A 22028-nucleotide genomic window follows, 5' to 3' on the forward strand; every position below is an offset into this window, starting at 1 on the left:
GCGCCGAACTTATGGAGCTATCTTATGAATCACGTAATCAAAACAGCAGCACTGAGTAGTGTTGCTCTTGCTTTGTTTGGTTGTAACCAAACTCAACAACCTCTTCAGGAATCCTTTTCATCACGACCAATCCAGGTGATTGAGGTATCTGGCAACAATGCAACGCTGGAAAAATCATTCAGTGGGATTGTTGAAGCCAAAGAAATAGCGGCGCTCTCTTTCCGTGTTCCGGGCACGCTATCCAGCGTATTGGTAAAAAAAGGCGATCATGTCGAGAAAGGACAAGTGATCGCTCGCCTTGACCCTCATGATTACCAAGTGTCGCTGGATGAACTTGAAGCTCGTATGTTAGAAGCAAAATCGGCTCATAAGTTAGCGAAAGCAGAGTTAAAGCGTGTTAGACAAGCTACATCAGAAGATGCCATTGCAAGCGTGAACCTTGACCGTGCGGTAAGCAGTTATGAACGCAGTGTGTCATCGGTGAAAGTGGTTGAGAAGAACATTCAACGTGCCAAAGACGCGCTAGGTTACACCGAATTGCGCGCTCCGTTCTCTGGCATCATTGGCGAAGTCAACGTGGAGCAATTTGAGCAAACCAGCCCGGGATTATCCGTTGTGACGCTACAACAAGATGGAAACTGGGAAGTCGATATCGATGTGCCAGAGAACATGATTCAGGATTTCTCCTTGGGTCAGGATGCAGAGTTAACCTGGTATGACACAGAGCAATCCTATCGCGCCGTTGTCAGTGAAATTGCCCCTAAGAAGCACATGCTGAAACAAACTTATACTGTGACGTTAGATGTCGACTCGGCATCTACCGACTTGTTTAACGGCAAAGCGGTGACGGTAAATACTCACTTCACCCAACAGGCATCCAGCCACTGCTTCCCTTACTCTGCCGTATTGGGAGAAAAAGCCAGCCTGCACGTTAATGTCGTGCGCGACCAAGTTGTACACGAAGAACCCGTAAACCTGGAATCAATCGATGCCTATCAGGCATGTGTCACTGGCAATTTTGCCCAAGGTGACTACGTCGTCATTAGCGGCAGTCACTACCTGAGCGAGGGTGACGTCACCCCAACCCTAACCATCAAGACTCTATAGGTACGAATCCATGATCAATTTAGCTGAATTCGCTATTCGTCAGCGCAAATTCGTACTCTTTTTCATCGTATTAAGTGTGATTGCGGGCATCTATTCCTATTTTGACTTAGGCAAGTTGGAAGATCCGAGCTTTACCGTAAAAACAGCCGTTGTTGTCACGCTCTACCCGGGCGCTTCAGCAGAAGAAGTTGAGCAACAAGTCACTGATACCATCGAAACCAAATTGCAGGAAATGGCTGAGCTCGATAAGTTACGTTCTCTCTCACGTCCTGGTCTTTCGATGGTATTTGTCGACCTCAACGAGAGTCTCAATTCCAAAGCACTCCCTCAGCAGTGGGATTTACTGAGACGAAAAGTCGAGGACGTGAAACTCCAACTGCCATCTTCAGCGCAAATTAGCATTGTGCAAGATGAGTTCTCGGAAGTGTATGGCATGCTTTTCTCTATCCACAGTAAAGATGCCGCTCCAGAAGAGCTACGCCGTTACGCGGAAGAGTTACAACGTCAAATCAAAGCCGTTGACGGGATCAAAAAAATCGAACTGCATGGCGTACAGCCGCGTGTGGTTAACATTGATATGCCTGACGAACGTCTGGCGCAGTACGGCCTGTCTATTGCTCAGGTTTGGAATCAACTTAACTCGCAAAACACCACCTTTGAAGCGGGCAAATTTGATGCGGGCACTGAACGTATTCGTATCGCGCAAACCAGCGAGTTTCAGTCTCTGGAAGACATTCGCAATCTGGTGATCAATGGCGGCACCGGTGACCTTGGCTCTGGCTTAATCCGATTAGGCGATATCGCCGATGTTACCATGGGCTACCAAACACCAGCCTTGTCAGAGAATCGCTACAACGGTGAACCAGCCGTGACACTGGCAGTTAGTCCCGTTGAGGGCATCAACGTGGTCTCTCTTGGCGATACGATTCAAAACATCATTGCGAATTACCAAGCGTCACTTCCACTGGGAGTCGATATTTCAACGGTCGCCTATCAGCCAGAAGAAGTGCAAAAATCGATTGATGACTTCGTGGGTAACTTACTTGAAAGCGTGCTGATTGTTTTTGTGGTACTGCTCGTCTTTATGGGCTTTAAAAGTGCAACCATTGTTGGCGCGAGCTTACTACTGACAATTTTGCTGACGTTGAGCTACATGAACATTGCAGGCATTGACTTGCACCGAGTTTCGCTGGGTACGTTTATTCTTGCTCTGGGTATGCTGGTTGATAACGCCATTGTTATCACCGATATGATGATCGTGAAACTCAACAAAGGCATTGAACGCACTCGCGCAGCCATTGACTCAGTCAAAGAAACCGCAATACCACTATTAGGCGCAACGGTAATTGCGATAATGGGCGCCAGTCCGGTTCTATTCTCAAAGACAGATTCTGCGGAATTCGCCAGCTCGGTATTTTACATTATGGCGTCTTCACTGCTGCTTTCATGGATTGTGGCGATGACCTTCACCGTGCTGATGGTTTGGATGTTCGTGAAACCAAAAGCGGTAAAAGAAGAATCCAAACCAAGCCGTTATAAGCAACTGGTCTTTTGGACAGTCGACAACCCAGTTAAAGCGTTATCAGCGTTAGTTCCACTGATCATTGCGACGGCATTAGCGGTCCCTTATGTAGCAGTAAACTTCATTCCGCAATCCGATCGCTCAATTGTGTTCTTAGATTACTGGTTGCCAAATGGTGCGAAGATCGAACAAACCTCAGCAGATATGCGCAAGGTCGAGAAGTGGCTGGTCGAACAGCCAGAAGTCGAAAGTATCTCAAGCTATATCGGAACAAGTGCTCCACGTTTCTCTGTAACGGTAGAGCCAGAGCCACTTGATCCTGCATACGGTCAGGTACTGATTAACACCAAAGACTACCCAAGCATCAGCCGCTTAGTTGCTCGCGGTGATGAATGGCTTAAAAATGAGTTTCCGGATGCAGAACCTCGTTTCCGCGCCCTTAAACTCGCAACAAAAGACAAGTTTGCTGTAGAAGCCCGCTTTTCTGGACCTGATGAGAACGTGTTGCATCAATTAGCCGCAAAAGCGAAGACCATTTTTGCCTCTCACCCAGACGCAAAATACATCCGCGACGATTGGCGCCAAGAGAGCAAAGTGCTCAAGCCAATCCTGAATCAGGACAAGATGCGTCATGCTGGCATCAATCGCACAGACGTAGCATTCGCGTTGAAACGCGCTTCGGACGGTATGCCGTTGGGTCAGATGAACCTTAACGACGAGCTTATCCCAATCCAATTGCGTGGTACTTCGCAGACGATGGCTTCGCTAGAAACGTTGCCAGTACGTTCTCTGATTGGGTTCAACAGCGTTCCACTTGGTCAGATCGTCGATGGTTTTGAGCTCGTTACCGAAGAGAGCATGATTTGGCGTCGTGATCGCGTGAAAACCATAACGGTTCAGGCCGGTGTTAGCCGAGAGTCAACACCAGCCAACGTTAGAAACGCGATTAAAGATCAAATTGAAGCGATTGAACTGCCTTCTGGCTACAGCATGGAATGGGGCGGCGAATATTATGATGAAAACAAATCCGTCACGGACATCATGAAACAGCAACCGAAAGCCATGCTGATCATGGTGATCATTCTGGTGGCAATGTTTAACGGCTTCAAACAGCCAATCATCATCTTGGCGACTCTGCCATTAGCAGCGTCCGGGGCGGCTTTTGCTCTGCTCGGGTTTGATAAACCATTTGGTTTTATGGCGATCATCGGCGCGATTACGCTGACGGGGATGATCATTAAAAACGGCATTGTATTAATGGATCAAATTGAACTGGAACGAGCAAACGGTATGAACCTGTCAGACGCGATTAAAGAAGCGACCGTGAACCGAACCATGGCGATCTCGATGGGCGCACTAACAACGGCGCTAGGCATGATTCCGCTACTTTCAGATCTGCTGTTTGACCAAATGGCGGCAACCATCATCGGTGGTTTAGCAGCGGCAACGGTCTTGTCTTTGTTCGTAATGCCTGCACTTTATCGCCTTGCGTACAAGGACAAAGAGCCAATAACCCAAACCAACACTAAGCCACAGGAGGCGTCATCATGAAAAAATTCATCCTTGCGCCAATTGTTCTGGCACTGAGTTTGACCGGTTGTGCGGTGGGTCCCGATTATCAGGGGCCAACCACCAGCATTGCAGAGACTTACCTTAACAGCCAAGACTCGGGGCTAAGCACCGAGTCACAAACTAATGAGTTTTGGTGGACGGAGTTTAATGACCCAATCTTAAATCAACTGGTTCAAGATATGCAGAGTCAAAGTATTCCGCTTAAAGTCGCCGCAGAGCGTGTGAAAATGGCCAACAGCTATAAGACGATGGTGGAGTCGTTTAAGGTACCGACCATCAGTCTCAGCGCGGGCTATATGAATTATCAGTTCAGTAAGAATGACTCGTCACTGGGCCCGATTTTAAACCCGTTAAGTGATTCGGTATCCGGCTTACCGCCACAAGTTGGCAATGTCACCTTGATGGATAATCAACACGATGGTGTCTTTGCCGGAGCGAATATCTCGTGGGAGATGGATTTATTTGGACGAATTGACCGCCAAGCGAATGCAGCGCAAATTCGTCTGGAGCAAGCTGAAATTTATCAAAGTGGCTTAACCACAGTGATTACGGCGGATTTAATTCATAACTACCTTCAGTACCAAGGTGCGAGCGAACGCCTTGACCTGGCGAAGTCAAACCTGGACGATCAGAAACGCACCATGAACCTGGTCGAGAAAGTGGTGCAAAGCGGCTATGGCTCTGACCTTGATTTAGCACAAGCGAAAGCAACGCTCGCGGCTATGGAAGCGATCGTTCCTCAGCTGGAAATTGCTCAACAAACGCATAAACATCGGATTGCGGTGCTCCTTGGAGAACCTCTAACAAAGGTTGAAACCCGTTTGGCACAAAGCCACGGTGTGCCGAGCATGCAGAATATGGTGCCCGTCGGTTTACCCTCGGATTTATTGAAGCGCCGTACCGATATTCGTCTGGCTGAGCGTGAAATGGCAGCATTGAATGAAGAACTCGCGGCGAGTATTGCCGATCAATACCCTAAATTTTTCTTAACGGGAGCTCCAGGCTTGTCCGCATCGAGCTTTGATGATCTGTTCAGTAGTGACTCTTTCGGCTGGATGGGTGCTGCAGGCGTAAGTTGGAACTTGTTTGACGGCGGGCGCGGGGAGGCAATTGAAGCCATGAACAAAGCACGATTTGATTCGGCGACGTTGTCTTATCAGCATACGGTGGATGCAGCATTGGCAGAAACGGAATCGACTCTATTTGCTTATGGCAGAAGTCAGGAGAACCAGCGCCGAGTCAATGATGCCCTAAAAGCGACGGATAACGCAGTGAGCAAAGCGAAGTCACTTTACCGTGCTGGTCTGATTGACCATTTATCGGTGTTAGATGCTCAGCGTCAGCAACGAATGATGCAAGACCAACGTGTCGCGGCAAAACTGCAAACGGCACAAGCGACGATTGCGCTTTACAAATCACTTGGCGGGGACTGGACACTCAATCCGCCAAACAACTCAGGAAGTTGATTATCTACCAACCTTGATTCTTGGTATTAACTGAAATCATACTCCATTCGTTCATAAAGAGGCTGCTTCGGTGGCCTTTCTATCTATCTCTACAAATTTATGTTCTCTCAGATAACTAGCCAAATAACCACGCATCTTGAGGTCATTTGGGTATATAATACTTTCCCTGAAATATTTTGTTACGTTACTTAGGTAACACTTGAGAATAAACATGAACAACAGCAGATGGTTCGGCTTATTGGGCGGCGTGCTCTTTTTAATCAGCACAATGCTGCTTTTTGGGTCCTCGGTCCATGGTGCTTGGTATAACTTTCCTGCGGAAGCGGTCAACGGCATAGCGTTTACCTTTGCTTTTGGCATCGGACTTAACCGAGCTCTCGCCTATAGCGCAGCGTTAATTACACTCGCGGCCCTGTTCTACATCGGTTATGTGGTAGGCTATCGCGTTCATCAAAAGCTAAGAGAATCCTGTTAACTTCAGCGTCTTCCCATCCCAAAAATCAGTGCCTTGGCTGATGCTCCAACAATGAACTTAAATCTACGGTTAAATTCATAATCTCGACGTGCTAGTATTTGCGGCTTTTTGAAGTCCCTCACACTTTTCATCGACTGGATGTGAGGGGAAATACACGGCTTCCAAGCCCAAAAAAGCGAAGTACTTATGTCAAATATGACGAATACCGCCTCCCACGCTCCTGTTCAGGAAGCAGACTATGCCGCGATCCACCCTCCTTCCCTAGTTAAGCGACTCGAACTCTCTAACCCTGTATTTTGGTTAAGTGGTAGCTTTCTTACTCTGTTCGTTCTGCTCGCTCTGACGAATACTGACTCTCTAACCGCAATGGTTAACAGTGGCTTTGGCTTTGCCACAAAATATTTCGGAGCTTACTGGCAAGTATTGCTTCTTCTCAATTTCTTAATTGGTTTGGCTCTCGCTTTTGGACGTACTGGTGATGTACGTTTAGGAAGTTTAGCGGAACCAGAAATCGATAATTTCAAATGGCTATCGATTGTACTCTGCACCCTACTCGCAGGCGGCGGTGTTTTTTGGGCAGCGGCTGAGCCTATCGCCCATTTCGTTACTGCTCCACCACTCTATGGTGATGCCTCTCCCAAAAGTGCCGCAATCAATGCGTTATCTCAGTCCTTTATGCATTGGGGTTTCTTAGCCTGGGCAATCCTTGGTGGCCTTTCCTCTATTGTTTTGATGCATCTCCACTACGACAAGGGTCTACCACTAAAACCTCGTACTCTGCTGTACCCTGTTTTAGGTGATAAAGCCATCAACGGCTGGATTGGTAACCTCGCGGATGCGTGCAGTATTATCGCGGTAGCCGCTGGCACGATTGGTCCTATTGGTTTTCTTGGCCTGCAAATCAGTTACGCACTGAATTCTCTGTTTGGATTGCCAGATACTTTCTTTACGCAAAGCATGGTGATCATTGCTGCCATTCTAATGTACACCCTTTCCGCGCTAAGTGGCGTCAGTAAAGGCATTCAAATTGTTAGTCGTTACAACATCATCTTATCCGTTGTTTTGATTGGGTATATTTTGTTCGTTGGTCCAACGACGTTTATTGTCGACGGCTATGTTCAAGGTATGGGCCGTTTGGTAGATAACTTCTTTCCAATGGCACTCTACCGTGGTGACGCTGACTGGTTAAGCTGGTGGACCGTTTTCTTCTGGGGCTGGTTTATTGGTTATGGCCCAATGATGGCGATCTTTATTGCGCGTATCTCTCGCGGTCGCACAATCCGTCAGTTGATCATGGCAATTAGCATTGCTGCACCGCTCATTACCTGCTTCTGGTTCAGTATTGTTGGTGGTAGTGGTCTGGCATTTGAGCTAGAGAATCCAGGTGTAATTTCATCTGCTTTCGAAGGCTTCAATCTTCCTGCTGTATTGCTGGCAATTACATCAGAACTGCCATTCCCGATGCTCATTTCGGTGCTGTTCCTAATTTTAACCACGACCTTCATTGTCACCACTGGTGACTCGATGACGTACACCATCAGCGTTGTAATGACAGGCTCCACTGAACCTAACGCGGTCATTCGTGCGTTCTGGGGCTTGATCATGGGCTTAGTCGCCATTGCTCTGATCTCGATGGGCTCCGGTGGCATCTCGGCGTTGCAGTCCTTCATCGTGATTACCGCAGTGCCAGTGTCTTTGATCATATTGCCAAGCATTTGGAAAGCACCAGGTATTGCGAAGCAGATGGCGAAAGAGCAAGGTTTAACTTAATCGCTTAAGTGATGATTCCCGGTAACGCTTTACACATTATCGGGAATCTATTACTCACTCCACACTGTCAATGCGGATTCTCACCGCATCCGGTCGCCAGTACTCCAGTTCGCAGTCCATCAACTCCCCATTCTGGTTGTAGTTCACCCGACAAATCTTAAGAACAGGCTGCCCTTCCGCCAGATTCAGTGGTTTTGCAACATGAGCAGGCGCTGACGTCGGAATCACATCAAATCGGGAGCGTTTCGTTTCGAATCCATACTTTTCTCGATAGATGCCCGTCAGTGACATGGTCAGGTTTTCCGATAAGATTCCCTCAAACAATTCCGCTTTCAGGACATTTTCTACAAACAGCACCGCGCGGCCATCAATATGGCGTAATCGCTCGATAATATAAGTTGGCGTGATCTGCTCAACTTCTAATACCTTGGCATATTCACCAGACGCCATCTCACTGCGGACGTTGATTAATTTAGTTTCAGCAATCCGATGTTGTTCGCGAATCATTTGATGAAAGTGAGAACGAGATAAGGGGTTGTAACAGACTCTCGGTGGAGAAACATACCAGCCTCTTCGCTCCTCCCGATAGATGATGCCCTCCGTTTCTAACGAAACTAAAGCGTCCTTAATGGTGATTCTGGTCGTCGAAAAAAGCTCACTCAACTCACGTTCCGACGGTAACTTTTGCCCTTGTACGATAACGCCTGAATGAATTTGTTCACGAAGCGTCGCTTTGATTTTTCCCAGTTGCGTACCTGACTGTTTCCCCGAGTAAGCGGAGCCCAAAATGTTCATTCTCTGATCTAGTCCATAGATTGTTTGATGAACAAGATAGGTCAGTTGGATAACAGAAATATGACAACTAACAACTGGTTAACTTTTGTTCAGATGAAATATAACTGCCACAGAAATTCAGCATAACTGTCAAATTATCTGCGCGAAATCGTCACATTCCACCCATAGGATAACAATCGAACTTACTGACCTAGTCCAGAAGGATGGAGACAATGAAAACTTTGCTTAGCCGTTCCGCTGTAGCATCAGCCACTCTGATTGCAGCAACACTATCTACCTCTGCGTTTTCCGCAACACAAGAAAAAGACGCCAACCTAGACACATTGGTAAAAGCTGCTCAAAAAGAAGGCGCAGTTTACAGTGTGGGTATGCCTGGTAGTTGGGCAAACTGGAAAGACACATGGACGGACTTGCAATCAAACTACGGTTTGAAGCACCAGGATACGGACATGAGCTCAGCTCAGGAGATCGCTAAATTCGAAGCTGAGAAGAAAAATGCGACCGCAGACATTGGTGATGTGGGTTTTGCCTTCGCGCGAGTAGCAGTGAAAAAAGGGGTAACGCAGCCATATAAGCCAACCACTTGGAACGACATCCCTGATTGGGCAAAAGATAAAGATGGTCACTGGGCACTGGCTTACACAGGCACAATCTCTTTCATCTCAAACAATAATCTGGTGAAAAACGCGCCAAAAACTTGGGATGATCTGCTAAAAGGCGACTACAAAGTAACGGTTGGCGATGTCGGTGTGGCAGCGCAAGCTAACAATGCGATACTTGCGGCAGCCTTTGCGCATGGTGGTGACGAGTCAAACTTAACACCAGCTATCGAGTATTTTGCAAAATTAGCTAAACAAGGCCGTTTGTCGTTTACGGATCCAAGCATCGCAAACCTTGAAAAAGGTGAAGTCGAAGTGGCTATCCTGTGGGATTTCAACGCACTGAACTACCGTGATCAGATTGACCGCGACCAGTTTAGTGTCAACATTCCTCAAGACGGCTCTGTGATTTCGGGCTACACAACCATCATCAACAAATACGCGAAAAACCCAAATGCAGCGAAGCTAGCACGTGAATACATCTTCAGTGACCAAGGCCAGATCAACCTTGCAGAAGGTTATGCACGTCCGATTCGCAGCAACATCACTCTACCAAAGTCCATTCAGGACAAGTTGATCTCGAACGACCAGTACTCGAATGCTAAACCGGTTACGGACTTCTCTGCTTGGGAAAAATCGGCACGTAAGCTGCCACGTCAATGGCAAGAGAACGTACTGATTCATCAGCAATAGTACTAAGCAACACCCTCTCCTAAGAAGTAACGAGAAAATATCATGAGCAATAAGGTTATCCTTGTTGTTCTAGATGGACTGAACTATCAGGTAGCCCGTGATTGTATGGGCTACCTAAACGGTCTGTTAGAGCAACAACGTGCAACACTATACCCGATTCAATGTGAACTGCCTTCGATGTCCCGCCCACTTTATGAGTGCATCCTAACCGGTGTCCGTCCGGTTGATAGCGGCATCGTTAACAATAATATCGTTCGCTTGTCGAATCAGGATTCAATCTTTAGTTTGGCAAAGTCTCAGGGAAAAGTGACCGCAGCAGCGGCATATCACTGGGTGAGCGAGCTTTATAATCGCGCCCCGTATAACGCTGTGCGTGACCGCTTCACCAATGATGAAACACTGAATATCCAACATGGCTGTTTTTATCACTGGGACCAGTACCCTGATGAAGCACTGTTTCTGGATGCCGAGCATTTACGCCGTGCGCATCAGCCGGATTTCTTGCTGATTCACCCAATGAACATTGATGATTTAGGCCATAAATTCGGCTTAGATTCTCGTCAATACCGCAATTGTGCGCGTGGCGCAGACATCATTCTTTCCAACTACATCGATCAGTGGCTTGCTGATGGTTACCAGATCATTGTGACCAGCGATCATGGCATGAACAACGATTTATCTCATGGCGGCATCCTGCCAGAAGAAAGAGAAGTTCCACTGTTTGTGATTGGCGATATGTTCACCCACCAAGAATGCCACGTGAAACAAACTGAGATTTGTGGCTCGGTTTGCCAGCTTCTCAACCTTGATCACTCAAAACCTTACACTCAGGAATTGTTAGCACTATGAGCAGTTCTGCCATCGCATCAACATCAACATCAAACAACGTAAGCGCGAAACAGCGTCGAATAAGTTGTTGGTTAAAAAGGAGTAAGCCTGCATTGTGGCTTGCCCCTTTCGCTCTGTTTTTCTATCTTTTTCAGCTTGCACCAATTGTTTGGGTGCTGATTAACAGCTTTATTTACGACCAAGAGTTCGCGTTCGACAATTATCTGGAAGTGTTTGATTCAACCTTCATGATGCAAGCCTTCGGCAACAGCCTGTGGCTCTCATTTTGGTCGAGTATTGCTGGTTTACTAGTGGCAACCGTACTGGTTTCTTCGTTACGTCGTGTCGATTCAAAAATACGCGACGGTGTGATTGCCTTCACCAACATGAGCAGCAACTTTGCAGGCGTCCCTCTGGCGTTCGCGTTCATCATCATTTTGGGCACTAATGGTGCGGTCACTTTATTGCTTAAGCAATACGGCCTGCTCGGCGATTTCGACCTTTATGGTAAATGGGGATTGATGGCGATTTACATCTACTTCCAGATCCCGTTGGCAGTACTGCTGCTCTACCCTGCATTCGATGCCTTAAGTGACGATTGGCAAGCGGCCGCCGCACTACTTGGGGCAAAGACATCACAATACTGGATACGCATCGCATTACCCGTACTTTCTCCTGCTCTGTTGGGCACGTTTATCATCCTGATCGCAAATGCCATTGGTGCTTATGCCAGTGTGTATGCGTTAACTTCCGGTAACTACAACCTCATCACCATTCGCATTGCGAGCTTAGTCTCGGGCGATCTGTTCCTTGAGCCCAATCTCGCCGCCGCAATCTCGGTTATTTTGATGGCGATGCTGGCCTTTATCACTGTGATTAACCAATGGCTGATTACTAAGAGCTACGCAGGTAGAAGCTAATGCAAAACATTAATACTCGCTTCCACAAAACGGTGGTGTACTCCATTGTTGGTATTATGTTGGTCCCAATCATTGCGACCTTCGTTTATTCGCTCTCGTCCCGCTGGGGAGCGACCATTCTACCGGATGGATTTACGCTGGATTGGTACATCAAACTGTTGACTGACCCACGCTTCCTGCAAGCATTTGGTCGTTCTCTGTTTATTTGTATTTCTGCTCTGGCATTGAGCGTTGTTCTGATTCTGCCTGCGATTTTTGTGGTGTTTTACTACTTCCCAAAACTCGACAAGCTGATGAACATTCTAATCTTGCTTCCGTTTGCTGTACCGCCGGTGGTGTCGTCGGTTGGCCTTCTGCAACTTTATGCCAACAGCGATATTTCCTTAATTGGCACTCCGTGGATTCTGATTGGCACTTATTTCACGATCGCTTTACCTTTCATGTATCGAGCGATTTCAAACAGCTTTGAGGCCATCAATTTGCATGACTTGATGGACGCAGCGCATTTACTTGGCGCAAGCACAACCAAAGCGTTTTTGCTGATCATTTTGCCAAACTTGAAGAAAGGCTTAATGGCGTCGCTGTTTCTCTCTTTCTCCTTTCTGCTCGGTGAGTTTGTATTTGCCAATATTCTTGTTGGCACACGCTATGAAACCCTACAAATCTATTTGTACAACATGCGTCAGACAAGCGGACACTTTACATCTGCACTGGTCATGACCTATTTCCTGTTTATTTTCTTACTGACTTGGCTGGCAAGTCGTTTCAGTCGAGGCACTAAATCATGAGCTACGTAACCGCAAAAAACCTGACCAAACGTTTTGGTGACAATACGGTCTTTGAAGACATCCAATTCAGCATTGAACAGGGCGAGTTTATTACTCTGCTTGGCCCTAGTGGTTGTGGCAAATCCACTCTTCTTCGCAGCCTGGCAGGGCTTAACCCTGTTGATGGTGGCACCATTTCGGTTAACGGAGAGGACATCACCCACCAAGTACCGCAGGAGCGTGGCATTGGCATGGTGTTTCAGTCTTATGCTCTGTTTCCCAATATGACGGTTGAAGGCAACATTGCGTTTGGCCTGAAAATGAAAAGACTAGACGCTGACATCATTCAGTGTGAAGTGGCGAAAGTGATTGAGCTGGTTGACCTGAAAGGCAAAGAAAAACAGTACCCGCATCAACTTTCCGGCGGGCAACGTCAACGTGTCGCACTAGCACGCGCCTTGGTGGTGAAGCCGCGAATTTTACTCCTCGACGAACCTTTGTCAGCTCTGGATGCCAAAATCCGTAAGCACCTTCGTCAGCAAATTCGCGACATCCAGAAAGAAATGAACCTGACCACGATCTTCGTTACTCATGATCAGGAAGAAGCCATGATCATGTCTGATCGTATCTTCCTGATGAATAGAGGGGAAATCGTTCAGGCTGGTACACCTGAAGAGATTTACACGCAACCAGCCAACGAGTTTGTTGCCGGCTTTATGGGACACTACAACTTGGTGGAAGCCGACCACGCCAAACAGCTTTTTAATATCGATACGCAAAGCAAAGTGGCTATTCGCCCTGAATCTATATATGTCAGAGAGCAAGGCCGTCAGTATGGTAACCACATTTCCGCACCACAAAGCGGTATCATCAAAAATCACCAGTTGCTGGGTAATGTAATTCGCTATCAGGTGGAGGTTAACGAGTGCGAACTCACCGTTGATTTACTCAACCGTTCATCTGAGCGACTATTAGCAAATGGCAGCCAGTTAGAACTACTCTTTAATCTAAACGAAATTCAACCAGTGAGAGCTTAAGATGTCCAAACCTTTGTATGTTTTTGATATGGACGAAACCTTAATCAACGCAGACTGTGCAATGATTTGGAACGCATTTTTGGTCGAGAAGGGCATCGCGACTGAGCCCAACTTTATCGAAGAAGATCAACGCCTCATGAAGCTCTACGCAGAGGGAAAAATGGACATGGAAGACTACCTTGAGTTTTGCATGGCACCACTTTCCGACATGCCTATTGAGCAAGTAAAAATGTTAGTTGCAGAGTGCGTAGACAAACAGATTCTGCCCAAGCAGTTTAAGCAGTCCAAAACCTTGATCGAACAACTCTCCCGAGATGGCATTGATATGGTGATCATTTCCGCGAGCGTGACTTTCTTAGTCGAAGCGGTAGGCCAACGTCTTGGAATCCCAACATCATTGGGAATCGACTTGATTGAACAAAAAGGCACTTACAGCGCTGAAATTTCGGGCATACCTAGCTATCGAGAAGGCAAAGTCACCAGATTGCAACAATGGCTAGAAGCACAGCCAGAATTGTACTCAGAAATTCATTTTTATACGGATTCAATCAACGATTTACCGCTTTGTCAGCACGCTGACTACGCCTATTTAGTCAACCCATGCCCTCGCCTGCGAGAGCATGCGAATCAGCCAAACTGGACGGTATTAAGTTGGGATTAGATAAGCATATTTGGACGATCTATCACTTCTACCCAATCAAAAAGAGCAGCAGGAAAAGCTGCTCTTTTTGTTCACGCAAAATAGCCTAAGCATCCACTGGATGAATGCGTCATGAATTAAAACATGTCGTTAACAAAAGCAAGCGATTTATGCGGCTTTGCGCAGGAGAATTACCACCCATCATCATACACAACTGCGCTCACATAGATGAAAAACACAAACAACATACCGTTTATAAATCGAAATGTTATCAGAAACTTAGTTTTGGCACACACCAAACACATAACAACAACATATTCGTAATTATAAGTAACGATAATGAAATCATTGATTGAGGAATTAACATTTTAACAATCATTACAACAATGTTAACTTTAGCGCAGTTGGTCGCACTGGTGGTAAGCCTCTCACCAAGCTATTGTCAGTTTGATAAGGATGTTCGACCATCTCCATAATGAATAGACACCGAATTTGGTGCCCTTTTTCGCCCGCAAAGACGGTTCTTTGCGGGCTTTTTTCTGTCTGCGATTTATCAATAGACATAAAAAAGCCAGCTTTTATAAGCTGGCAAGATAGCAACAAGATCAGCGCCTACTGCTATCTAGCGCTGAACGTGTATCAGGAGTCATTCTTTATTTTGACAAGGGCCATTCAGAAACTATGACTTACTCGCTTCTGATTTTTGGCACGCAACCTTTACCAATTGTGCTTGCTCTTCTTTAATACGTTTAACGATTCGTGCATCTCGAGCATCGATATCGTCCATATTCATTTGCTGAACCTCTGCTATCGCTTCGTGCTTCATTGCAGAGAAGTCTTGACGCAAATCAGAGCTCCACTCCTCCTTGTCTAAAGTGTTAGCAGCAGCGATTGGTGATGACATTACAGCAATAAGACCAAGAGTAGAAAAAAATACGCTTTTCATAGCGAGCTCCTTGAGGATTAGCAGTTTATTTTAGGTACGCTCTATACATTGCACGTACGATGCCAACTTTTAAATCCTTAAATTTCAGCAACTTATTTTAAATCATATTTCATCACCGAAACCCTCATGGTAAATTTCGCACACTGCGTGTTAAATTAACCATGACTATATTTTCTTTTTATTCTATTCATTAAAGCTATAGCACAAATGGCGGTATCTCGTACTTTCATCACGATTGCATTTGAGACAAATAAAAAGAGCAGCCCGAAAGCTGCCCTTGAATTATGAAGAGATAAGTACTTTAGTTAGAAGCTTTAACGTGAGCTTCTGACGTATCATCCTGCTTTTTGAAACGAGCGAACAGACGCGAGAAAAAACGCTTAATCGCTCTGAATATATTCTTGATGTCCTCAAGCATCAGATACAAACAAGGCACCAATACTAACGTCAATATCGTCGCATAAAGGACTGCAAAGCCTAGCGCGACCGCCATCGGAATGACGAAGCGCGCCTGTAAACTCGTCTCGAACATAATAGGCAGAACACCAGCAAACGTCGTGATTGAAGTTAGAGTAATCGCGCGAAAACGTGCACACCCAGCCTCAACAACCGCTTGTTTAATATTCATCCCTTTTTCTCGAACCTGGTTTACGTAGTCCGTCATAACGAGAGAGTCATTGATGACCACACCCGCTGCGGCAATAAGACCAAAGGTGGACATCATACTGATGTCTAACCCGAGCCAGAAATGTCCCCAAATCGCGCCCGTCAAACTGAAAGGGATCACCGACATCACAATCAGCGGTTGCGTGTAACTCTTCAGTGGCACCGCAAGTAGGATGTAGACGATGATCATCCCGGCAATAAAGAAGAGAATCTGCTCATTACGCTGTGCAGCTTGCTCCTCGATGTCCCCACCTAGCTCAGTTTTAACGCTTGGGTGCTGGTTTTTCATATCGGGCATGATGCTTTCATCGATGATTTTCACCACTTCTTCTGGCTCAATCAACTCTTCATCAATGGAGCCATAGACGTAAACCGTCTGATAACCACCCTCACGACGAATAGTACTCACGCCCGGTTGCTCATTGATCTGCACCACATCACCCAGCATGACCTTTTTGCCTGCAGGCGTTGTTATCACGGCGTAGCGTAGCGATGAGAAAGCTTCACGCGTTAATTGCGGATAACGAACCATCACTTTGATTTCTTCGCCGTCACGGATCAATCGCTGTGCTTCACCACCATAGAAACTGCCACCCACTTGCTGAGCAATCATGGTGAGATCCAAACCGAGATCGTAGGCAACAGGCGCTAGCGAAAGAAGCACTTCTTTACTGCCTGAATCAATCGAAGATGAAATATCGTACAGACCTTCTTGTTGCTGCAAGCGGTCAATTAAGTAACGCCCCGCTTCATTTAGCTCATTGATATTCGAGCCAAACAACAGATACCCGAATTCGTCTCGATCACCACCACCCGCACTCTGTTCACGAATCTTGATACTCTTCATTCCCGGAATGGTTGGCATCGCTTCACGCCAACGACGCGCAAGTTCGAACGTATTGAAAGGACGTAAATCCTCGTCAACAAGCGGAACCAAAACTCGGCCTTCGGTACGGCTTCTGTTATAAGAAAGTACATCTCGAATCATTCCCTGACCGTGCTCTTCAATGGTCTGAGTTTCGACCTCCTGCATAACACGCTCAATGGTTTTAAGTGCATCAATGGTTTGCTCACTTGATACGGTATCATTCATTTCAATCGTGATCGCCGGATAATCGGTCGGTACTTTAGGGTTAGGAATGACGCGTACGTAATTTGAGTTTACTAGCGCTGCACTGATTGCCAGTAAGCCACAAAATATGGCGAAAACACTCCAACGCCAGTGGGTACACAGGGTGACAAAACGGCGATAAGTGCCATTAACAAAACCAAAGAAGCGCGTATTAAAGCGATCTCGCCATCCGCCAACCTTTATAGGTTTAAAATTGGTGTGTGCAAGGTGGGCAGGTAAGATCAACTTGGATTCAATCAGACTGAAGACTAAACATAAGATAACCACACCCGCGATGCCGTAGAAAAATGCACTATCGATTCCGCTAGAAAGCAAGAAAGGAGCAAATACAGCGATGGTCGTCAGAACGCCAAATGTCGCTGGCGTCGCAACGCGTTTAACACCACGGACTACGTTTTCGACACCTCCGCCCTTTTCCTCAATTTCACTGTAGGCGCTTTCCCCCATCACAATCGCATCATCGACGACGATCCCCAAAACCATGATGAAGGCAAACAGAGAGACAATATTCACTGTAATACCCAAGGCAGGCATTAACATCACCGCGCCCAGGAAACAGACAGGTAAACCGATCATCACCCACATAGCTAAGCGGAAGCGCAAGAAAATACTCAGCATAATGGCGACCAAAGCGGCACCCTGCAGCAAGTTTTTCAGCATCATGTCGAGACGCCCATTGAGGTAATAAGTCATGTCGACCAGTACCTTAAGCTGAACGTCACTTGGCAGTGTTTTGTTTTTTGCCTCGATGTATTTATGAACCGACTCAGCGACGGGAATAATATTCTGGTCGCGCGTCGCTTCTACGGACATGTAAATCGCGTTTTGTCCCGAATATTCAAAGTAACGCTCTTCTTCAGTAAAGCCATCTTTGATTGTCGCAATATCCTGCAGCAGAACTTTCGCCCCGTTAGCGCCTAACTTTACCGGAATATTTCTGAATTCATCACCGTGGTAATACTGGTTTTCAATACGTACTGCGATCATCCCAGAGTTGGTTTTAACTTCACCCGCTGAAAAGTTGGCAGAGTAACGTCGAATCGCGTCACTCACATCACTCAACGTGAGGTCGTACTTACGAAGCACAAGCGGATCGACTTCAATCGCGATCTCTTCTTCAGGCGCACTCACATACACCAACATGACGTTCTTCAGTTGCAGAAGCTCATCTTCAATTTGCTTGGCGATGGGCTTTAACTCTTCGAGGGGCCTGTCACCAACGAGCCCCATCTCAATCACGTCCTGACGCCACTCAACTTGATATACATTAATTGGCTCCATACCCGCAGGTAAATTGGACAAGGTATCAATCCGTTGATTCACATCATCAAGCACACGTTTGATGTCAGCATTTACATCCACTTCAATAGAGACATAAGCACTGCCTCGACTCGCTCGGGATACGACTTTCTTAATGCCCGTAACGTCTTTTATCGACTCTTCTACTTTGACGAGAATGCTCTCCTCTATTTCCTGAGGAGAGGCGCCAGGATAGGTTGCGCGCACATCAATGTAGTTAACTTCGATGTTAGGGAACATCTGTCTCTGAATGAATAGATAGCTCACGATGCCCATGACAATGATAAACACCATCAGCAGGTTCGCGGCCACAGGGTTATTGGCAAAATAGGCAATTATGCCCTTTTGATTGGTCTCTTCCATGACAAACTCCTACTTATTGTACGACGGTTTCGGAGTCGTCATTCTTTTTTGCGATTTGCACCGCCATGCCTTTTTGCGGGTACTCAGGCAGAGTTAACACCAGCTTATCGCTCTGTTCCAGACCGTCACCGACCAACATAAACTCGCCTTCCGCTCTCAGTACGGTAACAGTTCGAGGCTGGAGTTGGCTGTCATCATTGACAACCCAGACGGTGCGGTTTTTAACCAATTCTTGAGGTAAGCGATAAATGTGTTTGAGTTCTTTACCGGTAAAGCTGACTTCAACATAAGAACCAAATTTGATTGGTGGTTGCTTATTATCAATCCCGTATGGGTCCTCAACCTGAATCACCATATTGATCATTCGGGTTGCGCTGTCGATCATACCTAAGTCACGAACCACTTTGCCTTCACGCGTCGTCGACAAAATACCTTGCTGAGTGACAGTGGCACGGAGTTCATTGATGGACTCTGGCAAGAATGCACTGTCAAATCCAGCAATCGGCACATGTATTTCTGCTACCTCAATATTGTTGAGCGTAGCAATACGAGAGCCGGATGTAACGAACTGGCCGACGCCGATATCTCGCTCAACCACTAGCGCATCGTAGGGTGCAATGACTTTGCAGTTTTCCAGATCACGCTTAGCACGTTTCAAAGACGCTTGTGCCGATTTCACCTGCGCCTCTGCGCTTAGTACATGCGGTTTACGTAAATATAAGTCCGTTACTTGTTTATCACTCAGTTGCTTAGCCTGACGCTTGGCGACTTCTGCTTTCGCCTTCTCCTCGATCAATGTTGCACGAGCACTGGCCAGAGCAGCCTCAGCTTGAAGCACTGCCGCCTCGTAGTTATCGCTTTCAATCGTGAACAAGATTTCACCGCGCTTTACGATACCGCCAGTGACAAAGTTAGGGTGCCAACTGATGACTTCACCGCTCACTTGAGCAGAGAGGTGAGTTTTCTCAAACGGCACCAATTCGCCATGGCTGGTAATCACCACTTTGTGGTCGGTAGGAAAAAGTGAAGATGCCTGAACCGTCGGCTCAGCAATGGTTTCTTTCGTCGACTCTTTTTCTGGAGCCGTTGCGGCTATTGCGGCATAACCTGCGTACGAGCCACCAGCAACAACGAAGGGTAAAAGCCAACGCAACATGGGTTTTGATAACATCCAAAAAATCCTTTTTTATTGTTTTTGTCACCGTTTAGCGCTTGATACGACCTACAGGTGTCACGTACTGTCAGCCAACTCAAGTTCCTATGAGTAAACGGTGAGGTAGTTATACCAATCTAAATAACGATTTGATCATCTCGTTATCCGGATTAGTTTTGCATCTGAAATAGACTATTCTGTTCATCTCCAAGTAAAGGTAAGCACTGAAGAACCACCGAAACCTGGACTTCATAAGAGAACAACACTCACAAAGGCTTGAGACCGTAATCCACGGCAAATTATCCTTTAAAAGCTCATAAAATTAACAAAATTTTAACTCACTTCGCAAGTTGTGTACCCTTACTCACACATCCCATACGCAAGCTGCATGCCAGATATATAACTATTAAAAATCAATTAGTTATTCATGCTCGTGCAATTACCCTAGTCATGTATAGGTGAGAAATACCAGATATTAGTGAATCCAACCAATTAGAGTAAAAACATTAATTAAATAAATGATTTTGTGCGTCTAAAAAAGCGAGCCAACACAAACTTCTGAGAGAAAAAATCAACTCAAATCACAACCTAAGCAAGACATTAAGCGCCAGCAGCTAAAATTCTCCTGTCTAATGTGCGTGATTGTGTATTCAGCCCTGCACGTTGAAACTATTTGTGTATATACTCAGCGTAAGTAACGTTTTGTATTACAAGGATATGTTCATTGTCTCATATATTTACTAAGCTCATTTTCACCTGCATGTTTACTTTTCTGTCGGCCTGTTCTGCAATTGAGTACAGAGACCCTAGTGAAAAGTCCACTACGTTTCAGTACGGTTACCAATCGGATTCAGCGTTGGCGCACTACTTTGAGGCTTACGAAAAGGATCCGAAAACGGAGACTGGTTTTTATCCTCTTAACCAAGGTCACGATGCGCTTCTTGCACGTATCTCGCTGATTGAATCGGCTCAGAAAAGCCTGGATCTTCAGTACTATATCTATCGAGGAGATGAGACCAGTAATTTCATTACATGGCGACTGTACGAAGCAGCAAAACGAGGGGTTCGAATTCGCTTGTTGCTTGATGACATGCAAAAGCGGAACGATAAAATGATGGCCGCAATGAACGCCCATCCAAACATCGAAATCCGATTGTTTAATCCTCACCAATATCGCTCGGCAAGGCTATTCGGGTTTGCGACAGACTTCGATCGCCTGAACCGCCGAATGCACAATAAATCGCTTGTCGCTGACAGTGTTGCGGCGGTAGTAGGTGGTCGAAATATCGGCAATGAATATTTCTCATTCGAATCTGAAGTCTCATTCGGTGACTTCGACTTGCTGCTTTACGGAGAAGCAGTTCAACAAACGGCAGACCAATTTGATCTCTACTGGAACAGTGTATATTCCATGCCGATGGAGTGGGTTTTCCCTGGGTCTGAACAAATCACCGAGGCTGCAATCCAAACACAAGTCGAAAAGCTGCAACTGACTGATAAATTTACTAAAGGTCGTTATAACTTCAATATGCTCGACATGTATCAAGAGTTGAAGAAAGGCCAACTGACGCTTTATTGGGGTGAAGGAGACATCTGGTTTGACTTACCAGATAAAGTGGCGACGCATGAAAGCCAGCTGGTTGGTAACTTGTCCGAGCTACTCAAAAGTGTGGACCACTCGTTCGTGCTCATCTCCCCATATTTTGTGCCAACCGAAACAGGAACAAAAGCGCTGACCAACGCCGCGAAACGAGGTGTGGATATTACGATCGTCACCAACAGCCTCGCTTCTAACGATGTCTTTGCAGTGCATGGCTGGTATTCAAAGTACCGCGAAGATCTGCTCGCTTCAGGTATCAAACTGTGGGAAGTCAAATCCAGTGCCAAACTTAAGAGCAAATGGAGCTTAACGGGTAGTAGCCGCGCGAGTTTGCATGCCAAAGCGATGCTAATCGATAAAGAGACGCTTTTTGTCGGCTCAATGAACTGGGATCCACGCTCGGCAAAACTCAACACCGAAATGGCCGCTGTGATTAAACAACCAGAATATGTTCAAGACTTTCTGGCAACCTTGCCTGAAATACTCAATAACAACGCTTACCGAGTGACGCTCCGCGACGGTGATATTGTCTGGACTGATAATAAAACAGGGCAGGAATATAACTCAGAACCTGAAGCAAGTATGTGGCGAAGAATGGGCTCTTGGTTCTCAGGTATTTTACCTATCGAAGATCAACTTTAATTTGCTTCGATCTTAAAACAGCGCCCTTAGTCGGCG

The 22028-nt window shown here is 46.3% G+C and carries 16 protein-coding genes; 12 read left to right on the forward strand and 4 right to left on the reverse strand.

The window, feature by feature from the left end:
• The first annotated feature begins 24 nt into the window (after positions 1-24).
• The 5 genes from DBX26_RS19920 to DBX26_RS19940 all read left to right on the forward strand — a co-directional run bounded on the left by DBX26_RS19920 (position 25) and on the right by DBX26_RS19940 (position 7912).
• A complete protein-coding gene (locus DBX26_RS19920) occupies positions 25-1107 on the forward strand; it encodes an efflux RND transporter periplasmic adaptor subunit (protein WP_162889753.1) in 1083 nt (360 codons plus the stop codon).
• Positions 1108-1117: 10 nt separating this feature from the next.
• Positions 1118-4180 (forward strand): efflux RND transporter permease subunit, encoded by a 3063-nt coding sequence (locus tag DBX26_RS19925; RefSeq protein WP_118120693.1) that lies wholly within the window; start codon positions 1118-1120, stop codon positions 4178-4180.
• Positions 4177-5667, forward strand: a complete 1491-nt coding sequence (locus tag DBX26_RS19930) for an efflux transporter outer membrane subunit (RefSeq protein WP_118120694.1) — start codon at positions 4177-4179, stop codon at positions 5665-5667. Before DBX26_RS19925 ends, DBX26_RS19930 begins: the two co-directional genes overlap by 4 nt.
• A 211-nt stretch (positions 5668-5878) precedes the next feature.
• Positions 5879-6142, forward strand: a complete 264-nt coding sequence (locus tag DBX26_RS19935) for a hypothetical protein (RefSeq protein ID WP_076633450.1) — start codon at positions 5879-5881, stop codon at positions 6140-6142.
• Positions 6143-6328: 186 nt separating this feature from the next.
• Complete coding sequence (locus DBX26_RS19940; RefSeq protein ID WP_162889754.1) at positions 6329-7912, forward strand: BCCT family transporter; 1584 nt, start codon at positions 6329-6331, stop codon at positions 7910-7912.
• Between the two features lie 54 nt (positions 7913-7966).
• On the opposite strand, the gene DBX26_RS19945 is transcribed toward DBX26_RS19940, so the two are convergent.
• Positions 7967-8707: a UTRA domain-containing protein gene (locus tag DBX26_RS19945; protein WP_118120696.1), complete on the reverse strand. Its 741-nt coding sequence runs from the start codon at positions 8705-8707 to the stop codon at positions 7967-7969.
• Between the two features lie 212 nt (positions 8708-8919).
• Here DBX26_RS19945 and DBX26_RS19950 point away from each other — a divergent pair, with 212 nt between their 5' ends.
• The 6 genes from DBX26_RS19950 to DBX26_RS19975 are packed head-to-tail and all read left to right on the forward strand — an operon-like array spanning position 8920 to position 14212.
• Complete coding sequence (locus tag DBX26_RS19950) at positions 8920-9999, forward strand: ABC transporter substrate-binding protein (protein WP_118120697.1); 1080 nt, start codon at positions 8920-8922, stop codon at positions 9997-9999.
• A 42-nt stretch (positions 10000-10041) separates the two neighbouring features.
• The gene (locus DBX26_RS19955; RefSeq protein WP_014233640.1) at positions 10042-10848 is read left to right on the forward strand and encodes an alkaline phosphatase family protein; all 807 of its coding nucleotides are present in this window, start codon (positions 10042-10044) and stop codon (positions 10846-10848) included.
• Positions 10845-11747: an ABC transporter permease subunit gene (locus tag DBX26_RS19960; protein ID WP_118120698.1), complete on the forward strand. Its 903-nt coding sequence runs from the start codon at positions 10845-10847 to the stop codon at positions 11745-11747. Before DBX26_RS19955 ends, DBX26_RS19960 begins: the two co-directional genes overlap by 4 nt.
• Positions 11747-12535 carry an ABC transporter permease gene (locus tag DBX26_RS19965; protein WP_020334421.1) on the forward strand — a complete coding sequence of 263 codons (789 nt, stop codon included), beginning with the start codon at positions 11747-11749 and terminating at the stop codon, positions 12533-12535. Before DBX26_RS19960 ends, DBX26_RS19965 begins: the two co-directional genes overlap by 1 nt.
• Positions 12532-13551, forward strand: coding sequence for an ABC transporter ATP-binding protein (locus DBX26_RS19970; protein ID WP_118120699.1), 1020 nt, complete (start codon positions 12532-12534; stop codon positions 13549-13551). Before DBX26_RS19965 ends, DBX26_RS19970 begins: the two co-directional genes overlap by 4 nt.
• Before the next feature lies 1 nt (position 13552).
• A complete protein-coding gene (locus DBX26_RS19975) occupies positions 13553-14212 on the forward strand; it encodes an HAD family phosphatase (RefSeq protein WP_014233636.1) in 660 nt (219 codons plus the stop codon).
• A 658-nt stretch (positions 14213-14870) separates the two neighbouring features.
• Here the strand turns inward: DBX26_RS19975 and DBX26_RS19985 are convergent.
• The 3 genes from DBX26_RS19985 to DBX26_RS19995 form a co-directional block, all read right to left on the reverse strand.
• On the reverse strand, positions 14871-15137 hold the full coding sequence (locus DBX26_RS19985; protein ID WP_014233635.1) for a hypothetical protein: 267 nt from the start codon (positions 15135-15137) through the stop codon (positions 14871-14873).
• 301 nt (positions 15138-15438) lie between these two features.
• Positions 15439-18597, reverse strand: coding sequence for an efflux RND transporter permease subunit (locus tag DBX26_RS19990; RefSeq protein ID WP_118120700.1), 3159 nt, complete (start codon positions 18595-18597; stop codon positions 15439-15441).
• Between the two features lie 13 nt (positions 18598-18610).
• Positions 18611-19768, reverse strand: a complete 1158-nt coding sequence (locus DBX26_RS19995; RefSeq protein WP_014233633.1) for an efflux RND transporter periplasmic adaptor subunit — start codon at positions 19766-19768, stop codon at positions 18611-18613.
• Positions 19769-20510: 742 nt separating this feature from the next.
• On the opposite strand from DBX26_RS19995, the gene DBX26_RS20000 reads away from it, so the two are divergent.
• Positions 20511-21992: a phospholipase D family protein gene (locus tag DBX26_RS20000; protein WP_162889776.1), complete on the forward strand. Its 1482-nt coding sequence runs from the start codon at positions 20511-20513 to the stop codon at positions 21990-21992.
• Positions 21993-22028: the final 36 nt, after the last annotated feature.

The organism is Vibrio sp. dhg (assembly GCF_003443775.1).
GTDB lineage: Bacteria > Pseudomonadota > Gammaproteobacteria > Enterobacterales > Vibrionaceae > Vibrio > Vibrio natriegens.

Excerpts from the sequence above, each read along its gene's own strand:
- DBX26_RS19920 (WP_162889753.1), top strand. The coding sequence starts at position 25 with ATGAATCACGTAATCAAAACAGCAGCACTGAGTAGTGTTGCTCTTGCT.
- DBX26_RS19925 (WP_118120693.1), top strand. The coding sequence starts at position 1,118 with ATGATCAATTTAGCTGAATTCGCTATTCGTCAGCGCAAATTCGTACTC.
- DBX26_RS19930 (WP_118120694.1), top strand. The coding sequence starts at position 4,177 with ATGAAAAAATTCATCCTTGCGCCAATTGTTCTGGCACTGAGTTTGACC.
- DBX26_RS19935 (WP_076633450.1), top strand. The coding sequence starts at position 5,879 with ATGAACAACAGCAGATGGTTCGGCTTATTGGGCGGCGTGCTCTTTTTA.
- DBX26_RS19940 (WP_162889754.1), top strand. The coding sequence starts at position 6,329 with ATGTCAAATATGACGAATACCGCCTCCCACGCTCCTGTTCAGGAAGCA.
- DBX26_RS19945 (WP_118120696.1), bottom strand. The coding sequence starts at position 8,707 with ATGAACATTTTGGGCTCCGCTTACTCGGGGAAACAGTCAGGTACGCAA.
- DBX26_RS19950 (WP_118120697.1), top strand. The coding sequence starts at position 8,920 with ATGAAAACTTTGCTTAGCCGTTCCGCTGTAGCATCAGCCACTCTGATT.
- DBX26_RS19955 (WP_014233640.1), top strand. The coding sequence starts at position 10,042 with ATGAGCAATAAGGTTATCCTTGTTGTTCTAGATGGACTGAACTATCAG.
- DBX26_RS19960 (WP_118120698.1), top strand. The coding sequence starts at position 10,845 with ATGAGCAGTTCTGCCATCGCATCAACATCAACATCAAACAACGTAAGC.
- DBX26_RS19965 (WP_020334421.1), top strand. The coding sequence starts at position 11,747 with ATGCAAAACATTAATACTCGCTTCCACAAAACGGTGGTGTACTCCATT.
- DBX26_RS19970 (WP_118120699.1), top strand. The coding sequence starts at position 12,532 with ATGAGCTACGTAACCGCAAAAAACCTGACCAAACGTTTTGGTGACAAT.
- DBX26_RS19975 (WP_014233636.1), top strand. The coding sequence starts at position 13,553 with ATGTCCAAACCTTTGTATGTTTTTGATATGGACGAAACCTTAATCAAC.
- DBX26_RS19985 (WP_014233635.1), bottom strand. The coding sequence starts at position 15,137 with ATGAAAAGCGTATTTTTTTCTACTCTTGGTCTTATTGCTGTAATGTCA.
- DBX26_RS19990 (WP_118120700.1), bottom strand. The coding sequence starts at position 18,597 with ATGGAAGAGACCAATCAAAAGGGCATAATTGCCTATTTTGCCAATAAC.
- DBX26_RS19995 (WP_014233633.1), bottom strand. The coding sequence starts at position 19,768 with ATGTTATCAAAACCCATGTTGCGTTGGCTTTTACCCTTCGTTGTTGCT.
- DBX26_RS20000 (WP_162889776.1), top strand. The coding sequence starts at position 20,511 with ATGTTTACTTTTCTGTCGGCCTGTTCTGCAATTGAGTACAGAGACCCT.